Source organism: Palaeococcus sp. (in: euryarchaeotes) (genome assembly GCF_053987695.1).
In genome coordinates, this window is sequence record NZ_JBMXHE010000099.1 from 1 (window position 1) to 12,955 (window position 12,955).

General features: G+C 44.2%; 13 protein-coding genes and 2 pseudogenes. 8 read left to right on the top strand and 7 right to left on the bottom strand.

The window, feature by feature from the left end:
- The 5 genes and pseudogenes from ACXJGZ_RS07820 to ACXJGZ_RS07840 form a co-directional block, all read right to left on the bottom strand.
- Positions 1–471: MFS transporter (locus tag ACXJGZ_RS07820; RefSeq protein ID WP_456398949.1), on the bottom strand; the 471-nt coding region annotated here is incomplete at its 3' end.
- 175 nt (positions 472–646) lie between these two features.
- Positions 647–787 (bottom strand): annotated as a pseudogene (locus ACXJGZ_RS07825) (MFS transporter); the annotation flags it as partial.
- Positions 788–935: 148 nt separating this feature from the next.
- Entirely contained in the window at positions 936–2,363 is a 1,428-nt protein-coding gene (locus tag ACXJGZ_RS07830; RefSeq protein WP_456398951.1) for an S-layer protein, read from the bottom strand.
- 131 nt (positions 2,364–2,494) lie between these two features.
- Positions 2,495–3,826 (bottom strand): annotated as a pseudogene (locus ACXJGZ_RS07835) (leucine/methionine racemase).
- A 136-nt stretch (positions 3,827–3,962) separates the two neighbouring features.
- Positions 3,963–4,676, bottom strand: a complete 714-nt coding sequence (locus tag ACXJGZ_RS07840) for a maleate cis-trans isomerase family protein (RefSeq protein ID WP_456398953.1) — start codon at positions 4,674–4,676, stop codon at positions 3,963–3,965.
- Between the two features lie 109 nt (positions 4,677–4,785).
- Here ACXJGZ_RS07840 and ACXJGZ_RS07845 point away from each other — a divergent pair, with 109 nt between their 5' ends.
- A complete protein-coding gene (locus ACXJGZ_RS07845; protein ID WP_456398958.1) occupies positions 4,786–5,394 on the top strand; it encodes a nitroreductase family protein in 609 nt (202 codons plus the stop codon).
- Positions 5,395–5,599: 205 nt separating this feature from the next.
- Positions 5,600–6,988 carry an ADP-specific phosphofructokinase gene (pfkC, locus tag ACXJGZ_RS07850; RefSeq protein ID WP_456398955.1) on the top strand — a complete coding sequence of 463 codons (1,389 nt, stop codon included), beginning with the start codon at positions 5,600–5,602 and terminating at the stop codon, positions 6,986–6,988.
- 1 nt (position 6,989) lies between these two features.
- Here pfkC and xerA read toward each other — a convergent pair whose 3' ends face one another.
- Together xerA and ACXJGZ_RS07860 are read right to left on the bottom strand one after the other, a co-directional pair.
- Positions 6,990–7,826 carry a site-specific tyrosine recombinase/integron integrase gene (gene xerA / locus ACXJGZ_RS07855; RefSeq protein ID WP_456321552.1) on the bottom strand — a complete coding sequence of 279 codons (837 nt, stop codon included), beginning with the start codon at positions 7,824–7,826 and terminating at the stop codon, positions 6,990–6,992.
- Between the two features lie 17 nt (positions 7,827–7,843).
- Positions 7,844–8,710, bottom strand: coding sequence for a toprim domain-containing protein (locus ACXJGZ_RS07860; RefSeq protein ID WP_293254074.1), 867 nt, complete (start codon positions 8,708–8,710; stop codon positions 7,844–7,846).
- Between the two features lie 148 nt (positions 8,711–8,858).
- Between ACXJGZ_RS07860 and ACXJGZ_RS07865 the strand changes: the two genes are divergently transcribed.
- From ACXJGZ_RS07865 to ACXJGZ_RS07890, 6 genes are all read left to right on the top strand, one after another.
- Positions 8,859–9,284, top strand: coding sequence for a cobalamin B12-binding domain-containing protein (locus tag ACXJGZ_RS07865; protein WP_456321559.1), 426 nt, complete (start codon positions 8,859–8,861; stop codon positions 9,282–9,284).
- Positions 9,285–9,344: 60 nt separating this feature from the next.
- The gene (gene meaB, locus ACXJGZ_RS07870; RefSeq protein WP_456398961.1) at positions 9,345–10,304 is read left to right on the top strand and encodes a methylmalonyl Co-A mutase-associated GTPase MeaB; all 960 of its coding nucleotides are present in this window, start codon (positions 9,345–9,347) and stop codon (positions 10,302–10,304) included.
- Positions 10,301–10,699, top strand: coding sequence for a methylmalonyl-CoA epimerase (gene mce, locus ACXJGZ_RS07875; protein WP_456326148.1), 399 nt, complete (start codon positions 10,301–10,303; stop codon positions 10,697–10,699). Before meaB ends, mce begins: the two co-directional genes overlap by 4 nt.
- Positions 10,700–10,827: 128 nt before the next feature.
- Complete coding sequence (locus tag ACXJGZ_RS07880) at positions 10,828–11,280, top strand: DUF835 domain-containing protein (protein WP_456326149.1); 453 nt, start codon at positions 10,828–10,830, stop codon at positions 11,278–11,280.
- 110 nt (positions 11,281–11,390) lie between these two features.
- Entirely contained in the window at positions 11,391–11,876 is a 486-nt protein-coding gene (locus tag ACXJGZ_RS07885) for an Hsp20/alpha crystallin family protein (RefSeq protein WP_456321548.1), read from the top strand.
- 61 nt (positions 11,877–11,937) lie between these two features.
- Positions 11,938–12,955, top strand: a 1,018-nt coding sequence (locus tag ACXJGZ_RS07890) for an AAA family ATPase (RefSeq protein ID WP_456398963.1), incomplete at its 3' end; no start/stop codon positions are given.

Below are 12,955 nucleotides of genomic sequence, written 5' to 3' on the forward strand. Positions count from 1 at the left end.
ACCAAATGCGGCTCCAAATGTTCCCAGAGCAGAGTTCAAACTGAAAAGATAATGCCTTTTTCTATCACCCGCTTCTCCGCTTAGAAGGGCCATAAATGCTGGCATTTCCAAAGCCATGCCCATTCCCAGAAGAGCGGAAGCAAATGTCAGGCTCCAGAAGAGCGGAAGGAACACCTGAATCAGCCTGGCAGTTAAAAACGTTACGAGAGCCGCGAAAATTGTCCTTTTATACCCCATTTTAACACTTATATGTCCCGAAATTAAGAGGAGAAGCGCCTCGATGATGGTTGTTATGGAAAACAGCACCCCTATCTCTGTGAAATCCATCCCGAGGGATTTGTAATAAAAGGGCAGGATAAACCAGGATATATTCCCTCCTAACCAGCCGATGAAAGAGTAGAGCACCAGAAGCTTTGCATCTCTACTGAAACCTCTATAGCTTTGAAGGCTCATGGAAACAGCTTTGCACATTCTTTTATAAACCTGTCGAAACGCTTAAACCCTATTATATGGTGTAGAAGGGATAGCTCAGAGAAATTGAAAACAGGAACCCCCTATGTAGTTACCAAACCCCCATAAAGATGGTGCCGAGTCCAAAACTTATGGAGAACGCATGATGCCTGAGTTTTCCCCAACTTCTTCGCTTAAAAATGCCCATTGATGACATATCATAACCTAAAGCCCTGAGATAGAAGGGCATTATGAATATGGAAAACTGGAGAAAGAGCTGACCGAGGGCATTCGCTCCTATGAGTATTTTAGCATCCCGTCCGTATTCCCTGAACATGGTTGAACTTAATATTTTAGCGTTTATAAATATATCAAAATGAACCGCAAAATTTATTAGGAAAAGTAAAAAGTGTTACTTGTTTTCAAATCAGCCAAATAAATCTTCTGAATCAAATAAGAAATGCTAAAATAAGTGGAGAGGAAAATCAGGCATTGCTCATAAATTCCTCAATTGCCTGGGCCGTTTCCGGGTATCCCTTGCCCGCCAGAATTATTACCTTATAGTTAGAGCTCTCTGGATTGTTGAGTATTTTAACAACATAGCCCTTGCTCATGATGTCATCCTTTATGTTCTGGATGGTGGATTTTCCGTAAACCTGCTCTAGAAGTGACCACGCCTTGTTGCTCACCCATCCACCGACGATTATGACGTTTTTATCGTCGGGGAGAGATGTTAACTCTTCATCCGTGATTATGAGATCATGCACATCATCCACAACATCCGCCGATGTTGTTTGAACCTGAACCCTGGACTCAACGGTTTCTGTCTGGACAAATTGATATGCCTCTATTCCCGTTATCTTCCCTTTATCGTCCTTTGTGAATATTGGATGAAGTTTTAGGTTCCCCACTGGAAGAACCACCCACATATTCTCACCCAGCTCTACCTTGTTAAAGCCATTTTCAGGATCTACGTTTAGGTATATCGTGAAGAGGTTACTGTCCGGATCTATATCCCATACCCATTGCCCTTGATATACGTCCCCGTCCCTGTACTCCTTGAGCTTTTCGTAGTATTCATAGGAGTACTGAACCTGTTTAGTCCCTCCAATCCCTATGAAGAAGCCAGTCGGGCTGAAGAGGAATATCTTTTTAGCACCTTCCTCCTGGAGCTCACTTAGCCTGGATGATGGATAGCTCGCGAATTCCTCCCTATCAAGATTTCCATTCTTATCCTCATAGAACAGGTAGTATTTGCCCTTCTCGAGTATCTTTTTGAAGAAGTTTCCATCCGGCTCCTGAATTTGCGTAAATGTCGTTTCCTGGTTTACATCTATGTCCTGGAACGTAATGCTCCATCCATTGATGCTTATCGTGGCACCAAATCCCGCTGTATCGTCCTTTTCCTCGAAGTTGTATATGTACATAACATCCTTTCCATTAACCTGCGTGGCGACTGTGATGGTGTTTTTCCCTCCAAGCTCCAGAGGAGTCGTATTTTCATTAAAAATTATCTCGATGCTTCTGTCCTCAAAATGAGCTTTCTTTGATGTTGAATTATACGATATCTTTGAGAAATTAACCGCAACTACCACCGCTTTTCCAGTTGGGGAATCACTCACGTTAAGGCTCAAATCGGGCATATCAATCTTGTTTAGCTTGTAATACTGATCATTATCCTCTATCAAAACGCTGTGATATTCCACGGGCACCTTGACCTTATCCGTGTAATACGAAGTTCTGATTCCTTTAAGTACCAAAAAAGCTCCCAGTCTTGAGCCGCTTATGGCATCCTCTCCGATGTGAAGGGGGGTGCCGTTCACAATCTTTGTTGTTGGAAGCACTATAACACTGTTCCTCGAATTGATGGCAAAGTTATAGGCACCTGCTGCCCCGATGTATGACAAAAACACAAATATCACCGCTAATAAGGCTAAAAGTTTTTTTCCTCTCATGCGCTTTTCACCAAGTAGTTATATGACTGTCAGACTTTTATAGTTTGCTTTTATACGTAGAAAATATGTAGAAAAGGAAAATAGAAAAACTACCAGCCCTGAACATGTTTCAGCGCTTCGTCCCCAACTTTTCCCTCCTGTACATCCTTTATTGCATTTTCAAGCCTGTTCAGACCATCTTCTAGGACATCATCTTCAATCGTCAAGGGCGGTTCTATCCTCAAAACATTTCCATGAAGGAACGCCAGTATTAATCCGAGCTCATACGCCCTCCAGACAACTTTTTTAGCTTCTTCAAATGCCCTATCCTTGTTCTCTCTGTTCTTCACGAGGTCAACCCCTATCATCAGACCGATGCCGCGGACGTCCCCTATAAGCTCATACTCCTCCTTCATATCATTCAGGCGCTTTAAGGTGTAGTTTCCGAGCTTTTCTGCCCTCTTTAAAAGTTCTTTCTCCTCGATTTCCTCTATAACAGCAAGAGCAGCTCTGCTGGCTACAGGATTTCCGCTCAATGTAAATGTGTGCCCTATTGTCGGCAGAGAGTCCATTATTTCATCCCGTCCAATTATGGCGCTTATGGGGAGTCCTCCCCCCAAGGGCTTTGCAAGGGTTATTATGTCCGGAACAACGTCAAAGTGTTCTATCGCGAACCATTTACCTGTTCTCCCCAGCCCGCTCTGAACTTCATCGACGACCAGCAGAATTCCATGCTCATCCAAAATACGTTTCAACCTTTTGAAATAATCCTCGGGTGGCACCACCATACCTGCATCTCCCTGTATTGGCTCCGCAAATAGGGCGGCGACACCATCGGCATAAACCTCCCCCTCAAACTTGGCTTTCAGGAAGTCTATACATTCAAAGTGGCAGTTTTTAGGCTCCTTTCCAAAGGGACAGCGGTAACAGTCGGGGTAAGGTATGTAATGGATATCGCTCAGCTCCCCTACTATGGAACGAACTTCAAAGTCAAGCCCAGTAACACTCATGGCACCATAGGTTGCTCCATAATAGCTCTTCAGATAGCTCAGGATCGTTCTCCTCTTTGTATAAGCTCGAGCGAATTTTATGGCACCGTCATTCGCATCGCTTCCGCTTAAACCCAGATCGATCTTGGCATTTTCGATAGGAGAAATCTCTCTGAGCTTCTACGCAAGGAGGAGCGGCTCAACCGGGAAACCATAAATAAATGTGAAATGAATCAAATTCTTTGTCTGATCCAGAATGGCATTAACGACCCTCTCATTGTTGTGGCCCACATTTTGAACCGCTGCATCAGCCAGAAAATCGATGTATTCTCTTCCCTCCACATCCCATACTTTGGCATTTTTTGCTTTAACACCCACTATGGGAGCATAACTGACGCGGGCTGCCTTGGGAAAAACCCGTGAATAGCGTTTAACAACTTCCTCTTTTTTCACATTTTTCACCGTTATGCTATACGCATTTGAAATTAATAGCCCTTTTGGTTCTCTTTTACTTATTTTGCATTCATTCATGCAGAAAATTTAAGAATACGCATCAAGATATTTAAGAAAAATGTGGATAAAGTACAAACTAGTACTCCCTAAGGAGCGTTCCAAGTCCAAGTATGCTCTCATTAATTTCGAGCTCTCTGAGGGCATACCATAGGGATGCCTGGTTGCTGGTTACCACAGGAACCCCTAAATCGTCCTCAAGGGCTTCAATTATCTCAAACGTCCTGAAATTTGTGCAGCTTATGACGAGGGCATCCGCCTCCTCCGTGAACATTGCCTTTGCCAGTCTGTAGGCTTCATATGGTTCAAGTCTCCCTATTTTTGTGTTTTCCACAATACCCATCCCCCTTATGTCGAGGACTTCAAACTCATTTGCCTCCAGAAATTCCCGTTCTCTCTTGTTTATTTCTTCCGTGTAGGGGGTCAAAACGAGGATTTGCTGTGCCTCCAAGGCATTTAAAGCTGCCAAAATTGCACTGCTTGTGGTTACTACCGGAATCTTGACTTCATCCTCAATCTTTTCCTCAAGTTCATTCTCAAAGTTTTCCCCGCCTATGAAAGAGCCGCTCGTGCACCCATAAAGTATGAGGTCTACATCAGCATCCTTCAGGAGTTTCGCGCTCTCTACAGCCAGTGCACTCATCTTTAAGAGCTCTTCCTCCGTAACCCCCTTGAGGGGCATCCTTGCGGTGTGCAGAGAAACTCCTTCGGGCAGAGCCTCGTGAAGCTCCATCTCCATTGTCGTGTTTGATGATGGAACAATAAGCCCAATTCTACCTCTCCATCCGTACATTTTCCCACCAACATCCCTTCGCATTGGGAGTATAATAAGGTTTCCATGGACAACCTTTGGTTTCAGAAATATTAATCAAGGGAAAAGGCGAGATTTAATCGTGATGCATATGGAACTCGGAGATGCCATCTTCACGCGAACGTCCGTGAGATATTACCAAGAGAGGGAGGTTGAAGAGGAGAAGATTAAGGAGCTGATAGAGGCTGCTATAAGAGCCCCAACTGCCAGCGGTTTAGAAAACTGGCTCTTCGTGATATTCAAGAGCAGTGAAGCGAAGAAGAAGGTCTACGAGCTCATAGCTAAGGGCATGATTGAATACTATCAGGAGTTCGGACTTAGCATGGAGAAAATCGAGAAACTGAAGAAGCGCATATACGAGGAGAAAATGTATAGAGCGCCGTTATACATCGGTGTCTTTATGAACAAAAATGTTAGATTCCTAAAAGGAGAAAAATTCGATCTCTTGGAGTTTGTTTGGAGTGTCGAAAGTGCTGCAATGGCCATCCAGAATTTGATGCTCAAAGCCGTTGAGCTTGGATTAGGGACGTGCTATATGGGAGTGGCAAATTTTGAGGGGATAGAAGAGGAGATTAGAAGCGTGGCAGGTCTGGGAGAAGAATGGTACCTCGTCGGACTGATCACAGCCGGCTATCCCTTAAGAGAGGAGAAGCCCAGAAAGAGAAGGAAGGACTTTGAAGAAGTTGTGACGTTTGTGTAGATGCCTTTTAAACCCACCTGTCTCGTCGTTAAATAGGGAGCGCATACCAGAGCTTGAGAAAACAGCAAAGAAAGGTTTGGTTTGTGGAAGCCTCTAGTTAGTACGCATGGAACTATCCCTTCAATCCTGACAGCATCCATTTTAAGGGATAGGTTTTTAAAGTGATATGCAGTAGGAAGCTTAGTATTCACTTAGGGTGATATACATGGAATGGCGGGAGTTCGTAAGGGAATTCAGCAACATGAGCATTTACTTGGCATACAATGTTAATGTCGATGCAATAGTGTATCTCAATGAGAAAAATATCCAGAAGCTCGTCGATACATTTGGGGCGGGAAATATCCTAAAGAAGCTTGATGAATATCCCAGACAGATAGATGAACCCCTTGATTTTGCCGCTCGCCTAATTCATGCATTAAGAACGGGAAAGCCAAATGCAGTTCCCATGTTTAACCAGAAACTCAACAAATGGTTCGATTCCCATTTTAAGTACGATGTGGAGAGGATTGGAGGTCAGGTTGGCATAATAGCGAACCTCCTCGCGAATTTGGATTTTAAGAGGGTCATTGCCTATTCTCCCCTTTTGGGTAAGAGGCAGGCAGAGATGTTCGTTGATAAAGAGAACCTATACTACCCCGCAGTTAAAGAGGAGATGCTGAAGCTCGAAGGGATTAGAAGGGCATATAAGGAAGGGGATCCGGTAAAAGTCAACAGAATTTTTGAGTTTAGGAAGGGCACCAAATTCAGGCTTGGTGACGAAGTTGTGGAGGTTCCCCACTCGGGGCGCTTTATAGTTTCTTCCCGTTTGGATGAGCTTAGAATAGAGACGAAAGATGATTTAAGACCATTCTTACCTCAGATTGGGGAGATGGTGGATGGTATAATCCTATCGGGTTATCAGGGTATTAAAAACTTCTACCCGGATGGAAAAACCGCAGACTATTACATAAGGAGGGCAAAAAAGGATATAGAGCTCCTGAAGAGGAACAAGGACGTTAAAGTCCACGTGGAATTTGCATCAATTCAGGATAAGGATCTTAGAAAGAAGGTTGTTAGGGAGATCTTTCCGCTTGCCGATAGTGTGGGGATGGATGAAGCGGAAATAGCCCATATTTTAAACGTAATAGGATACCCCGAGCTCAGTGACAGGATTTTCAACTACAACAGGATAGAGGATGTGGTTCTCGGGGGTAAGATAATCCTAGACGAGACAAACCTGGAGATACTCCAGATCCACACCATCTACTATATCATGTATATAACCCGGAGCAGCAACCCCCTAAGCGAAGAAGAGCTCAGGGCATCACTTGAGCTGGCAACGACGTTAGCCGCTTCAAGGGCTTCTTTGGGGGACGTGAAATCCCCGGAAGACCTGAAAGTCGGTGCAAAAGTTCCCTACAATGAACAGGGAGAATACGTCAAGCTTAGATTCGAGGAAGCCAGAAGAAGGATAAGAACCAGGGGATATAAGATCGTCATAATACCAACACGTCTTGTAAAGAATCCCGTGAGCACCGTTGGACTGGGAGACACAATATCCGCAGGAGCATTTTCGAGCTATATAGCATTCCTAAGAAAGAAGGGCGTGTATTAAGTCACTCCTCCAGAAGGTTTTCTACAAGCTTTGCCTTTTCCTGCGCCTTCCTCAAGTGCTCCACCGTAACTCTTGTGTAAATCTGGGTTGTGGAGAGGGAAGAATGTCCCAAGAACTCCTGGATAGCCCTGATATCCACACCGTTTTCAAGCATATGCGTTGCAAAGCTGTGGCGGAGCATGTGAGGGGTAACCTTAAAACCTGCCCTCTCTCCATATTTTTTGATGAGATACCAAACTGTTTTTGGGGATATTTTCCCCTTCTCCTTTCTTCTATCCTCCACAAATAGATATTCACTATCATCATCTCTCCCGTCTAGATATGCCTTGATCTGCTCCATCACTCCTTGTGGAATCGGTACAACCCTGTCCTTTGCTCCTTTACCACCCCTCACAATTAAAAGGGAACGATTAAAATCCAGATCTTTGATTTTAAGGTTGCAGAGCTCGCTAACCCTCAAACCGCTTGTGTATAGGAGGAGCACAATTAACCTGTCCCTCCTCCTCGTTGGGGGAACAACGTTCAAAAGGCGCTTCACTTCCTCCTGCCTCAGGCTTTTAGGGAGACTCTTTGGAACTTTTGGAGATTTCAAGCGCTCTGCCTCTTCATCCAATCCCTCAAATCGGAAATAAGCCTTTAAAGCCTGAACAACAAGGTGGAGGCTCTTATTTGAATAACCTCCCTTTCTGAGCTTTGCGAGAAATCTCAGAGCCGAGCGGGAGTCCGGGGAATAGCCCTCCATCAAAAAGCGCTCCACGTAATAAGAGTACATTTTGATGGTATGAGGACTCTTCCCCTCAAGCTCCAGATGCATCCTGAACTCTTCAAGTTCCTCCATAAGCATCACGAAATGTCTCAAGCCTCTTTAGGTTTCTCCGCTTCAGCTTCCTCAGCATTCACTTCCTTCGCTTCATGTTCGGGTTCAGGTTTGGGTTTAGGTTCAGGTTCGGGTTTATATTCCTCTAGAAGGGACAAACTAAGATAAACTGTTCTAAAGAGTTCTTCTATAAGCTCTCTGCTCTCCGCGTAAACATAACCCTGGCCCACTATGATCCTGCCCTGCAGCCCAAGCTTATCCACAGCAGTTGCCATGTACCTCTCATCGGGAGCAGGGATATCAAACATCTCACTCCATACTTCCCCTATTGGATATACTTTCTCCGCTTTCTTCCTTAACAGAGCGTTTAAATTCTCATTCTCATTTTTCAGCTTGTAATAGTCGTCATAGAGAGATTGGTATCTCTCCTGAAGTTCCTGAACCTGCTTTTCAAGGTTCTCCTTCTCCTGAAGTACTGCATCGCATTTGCCCTTTATATCCAAGAGTTCCGTTCTCAGGCTCATATACTCAGGCAGAACCTGCAGACTCTTCAATCCCGCTCTTATTAAAGCACTTTTAAGCTCTTTTTTAACAAGCTCAACATCAACGTGCTCCAGATCATGTCCAAGAGGTATCTTCATTCTCTCAATCCTTCCCACCAGACCCTCAAGCTCCGAGAAGAATTTTTCAGCGAGATCCCTTCCAACTCTATCCGCATCCGTAGCTATTATAAGCAGATCAGCCCCTGCAACCGCACTTTTGGCTATTTCAAGGTTTGTGGTTGGAATTATTGAGGATATGGTTATATTGTACTCACTCCCCAATGCCAAGCTCTGAAGCGCTCTGCTGATAACCTCAACATCACTCGCTCCTTCCACCAAGATCCTAACATCAACAATCGCCATTTCCAACACCTCACCCAATAAATGAATGTTTCAGCTACTTAAAAACCTCTCCATTCCATTAATTGGACAAAATATCCAACGTAAATTCTGACCTTTAGTTTTGACAACCTTTAAATACTCGTTCATGTTAATAAAATCGGTGGTGGAGATGGTAGAGCGTTCAAAAGTTAGGGTCCTCATTGCCAAACCCGGTCTGGATGGTCACGATAGAGGTGCTAAGGTAATTGCAAGAGCTTTTAGAGACGCGGGGTTTGAGGTTATTTACACAGGAATCAGACAAACCCCCGAGCAAATTGTGGAAAGCGTTATTCAGGAGGACGTGGATGTTCTGGGATTGAGCATCCTATCCGGAGCACACATGGTATTGATACCAAAGATATTGAAGCTCCTGGAGGAAAATGGAGTGAAAGTCAATGAAGATGTCCTCGTAATCGCAGGGGGGATAATTCCACCGGACGACGCCCAAGAACTTGAAAAAATGGGAGTTGCAAAGGTCTTCGGACCCGGAAGCCCGATAGGGGATATCATAAATTTTGTGGATGAGAAGGTTGCGAAGCTTAAGAAATTCGCTTGATTTTTCTCCCATCTTCCATTAAATTCTTAAAGCTGGACAATGTATCCAGTTGTGATGAAGATGATAGACGATCTAATCGAAAGAATGCGCAGAGGGGATAAGAGGGCCACCGCACGCTTGATTACTTTCGTGGAGAACGATGAAGAGAAAGCCAGGGAGATCATCAAAAAGATATACGGATATACTGGAGGAGCATATATAGTTGGAATTACGGGACCTCCGGGAGCGGGAAAATCAACGCTATTGGACAAGCTCATCAAGGAGGTTAGAAAGGAGGAAAAAATAGTTGGAGTTATTGCAATTGATCCAACTTCTCCATTCACGGGAGGGGCTCTTCTGGGTGATAGAATCAGGATGCAGAAGCACTCCACGGACCCCGGTGTTTTCATAAGAAGCATGGCCACAAGAGGGTCTCTTGGAGGTCTTGCCAAAGCCACCAACGATGCCATAAAAGTGCTTGACGCCTATGGATGCGATGTCATATTCGTTGAAACCGTTGGAGTAGGACAGATTGAGGTAGATATAGTAAAAACAGCAGATACCGTTGTTTTAACTACAATTCCCGGACTTGGAGATGATATACAGACTATAAAAGCTGGTTTGATGGAGATAGCAGATATATTCGTGGTTAACAAGGGAGATAAAGAAGAAGCGGACAGGACAGTGTTTGAGCTTGAACTTATGCTCGACCTAGAAAAGGAGAAGTGGAAGGAGAGAGGGTGGAGGCCTCCCATAATAAAGACGGTTGCCCTAACGAATAGGGGCATACCCGAACTCTGGAAAGCCATAAAAAGACATAAGACATTCTTAGAAGAGAGCGGCAGGATAAAGGACAAAAGACGCTTCAGGGCAGAAGAAGAGGTAAAAACCATAATTTCTGACATAATTACGGGTAAAGTTGGAAAGCACATGAAAAGGGAGGAGATCTACTCCCTCATCGGGAAGATTGCAGAGAGGGAGCTTGATCCATACTCGGCTGCCGAGCTTATTATGGAAAAAACCCTGGGGGTGAAGGTATGATAAAGAGAATAGACCATGTTGGAATTGCAGTTAAGAATTTGGATGAAGCCATCAAAGTTTGGGAAAGCCTAGGTTTAAACGTTGAGGAAATTGAAGAGGTTCCGGAGCAGAAGGTTAGAACAGCAATATTCCATGTAGGAGAGAGCAGAATCGAGCTTTTAGAGGGAACAAGCGAAGATTCGCCAATCTCAAAGTTCATAACCAAGAGGGGTGAAGGGATACACCACATCGCCTTGGGCGTGGACGATATAGAAGAGCACCTGAAGAAGCTTGAGGAACAGGGATTCAGGCTTATAGACAAGCAGCCAAGAAACGGAGCGGGTGGTGCCAAGATCGCATTCGTCCATCCAAAGAGTGTTAATGGTGTTCTTCTCGAACTTTGTCAGAGAGATTGAAGGTTCTTTCGAACTTTTATTAATTTTTAAACGAGATATAAAATAATTGCAGATAGTTCCATACCTTACTATAATATCAAGGAAAAAATATTTAAAGGGATATTGCACATTTTCGATAGGCGGGGACCATGTGGGAATTGATTCGAAGGAGAAGCGAAAGGGATACATCTCAAAGCACATCCCCGCGATTCTGTGAGATTATCGACCATAGGGATGTGGAGAGGATATATTCCAGAATGGAAGATAAGGCTATTATCATAACCCGAAAGCCCCCTCGCCGGGAAAAAGAGACCTATTTCTGGATAAGCAAGGTAGAGCATCCAAAGGCAATACATCCCAGCCAGCTCTACATTATAGAGGAGAATGTAAGGAAGCACCTGCAAAAGTCCAGGAATAATGAAGTGGTAATTTTCGATGCTTTTGAATATATAAAAATCGAGCAGGGCTCGGAATCAGCATATAAATTCGTCGGGAAGCTCAGAGATCTAACTATTCTCTCAGGTTCAAAATTTATAGTGTCCATAAGCGATGCACTCGATGAAAAAGAGAAAGCGCTCCTAAAGAGAATCATAGAAGATTAAATTACTTTTGGTGACTATTTATATCCATCAGTGCACTTTCTCAAACACAAAAAATTTATAAGGTTCACATATTTTAATAACTATTGGTAAACAAAATAGGGGGTGAGAACATGAGGAGAAGAAGGTGGGATATATGGGATCCCTTCGACATCATGAGAGAACTCCAAGAAGAAATTGATGAGATGTTTAATGAGGTGTTCAAGGGGCCAAGACTCTGGAGTTACAGAAGAGAGCCCTTCGAATTGAGGGAAGGTGAGGTGTGGAGAGAGCCCTTCGTGGATATATTCGATGAGGGAGGGGAGATAGTTGTCACTGCAGAGCTTCCAGGGGTTGATAAAAAGGATATCAAGATAAAGATCAAAGACAATGTACTGTACCTCGAAGCCCAGGTTAGGAAGGAGAGAAAACTTGAAAAAGAAGGTGCCGTAAGAGTGGAACGCTATTACAGCGGCTACAGGAGGACAATTAAGCTGCCGGTAGAGGTTATTCCGGAGAGAGCCAAAGCCCGCTACAAAAACGGCATCCTCGAAATAAAGCTTCCGAAGAAGCACCCGGAGAAAAAAGAAGAGGAAGGATTCGAGATTAAAATCGAATGATTCTTTTATTTTTAAAATTTAAAATAAGACACTATTACAGTTCACTAAAGAGGTGATGTATATGAGCGGAAAGAAAGAGGTTAAATTAAAGGTGGCTTCTGCTTACCAGAGAGATGTTGGCAGGGGTATCGTTAGAGTGGATAGAATAACCATGAGAAAACTTGGTATTCAATCAGGGGATATAATTGAAATTGTCGGGACTAAAAACACTGCCGCAGTTGCTTGGCCGGCATATCCCGAGGACGAGGGAGTGGGCATAATTAGGATGGATGGTACGATAAGAAAGAATGCTGGCGTTGGACTTGGAGAAGAGGTAACCATAAAGAGGGCGGATGTAAAGGAAGCCAGAAAAGTCGTGGTTGCTCCAACAGAACCCATAATGTTTGGAGGGGATTTTGTAGAATGGCTCCATTCGAGGCTCATAGGGAGACCCGTCGTTAAAGGGGACTATATTAAAGTGGGTGTGCTCGGACAGGAGCTCACATTTGTGGTAACCGCAACACAGCCGAGCGGCATAGTTCAAATTACAAACTACACGGACTTTGAAATCTCGGAGAGACCCGTTAAAGAAGTCGAGAAAACCACTGCTCTGGGTGTAACTTATGAAGATATTGGCGGCTTGAAAGAGGAAATTCAGAAGATCAGGGAGATGATTGAGCTTCCATTAAAGCACCCGGAACTCTTTGAAAAGCTTGGTATCGAACCTCCAAAAGGTGTTCTTCTTTACGGGCCGCCGGGCACGGGTAAAACACTACTAGCAAAAGCCGTGGCCACGGAGAGTGAGGCAAACTTCATTGGAATTAGAGGTCCGGAAGTCCTGAGCAAGTGGGTTGGAGAAAGTGAGAAGAGGATTAGGGAGATATTCCGCAAAGCGAGGCAGGCCGCCCCCACGGTGATATTCATAGATGAAATTGACTCAATCGCCCCTTCAAGAGGTACAGTTGAAGGGGAAAGGGTTACGGATAGGTTGATTAATCAGCTTCTTACGGAGATGGATGGTATTGAGGAGAATAGTGGGGTTGTGGTTGTTGCTGCGACTAATAGGCCTGATATTTTGGATCCTGCTTTGTTGAGGCCTG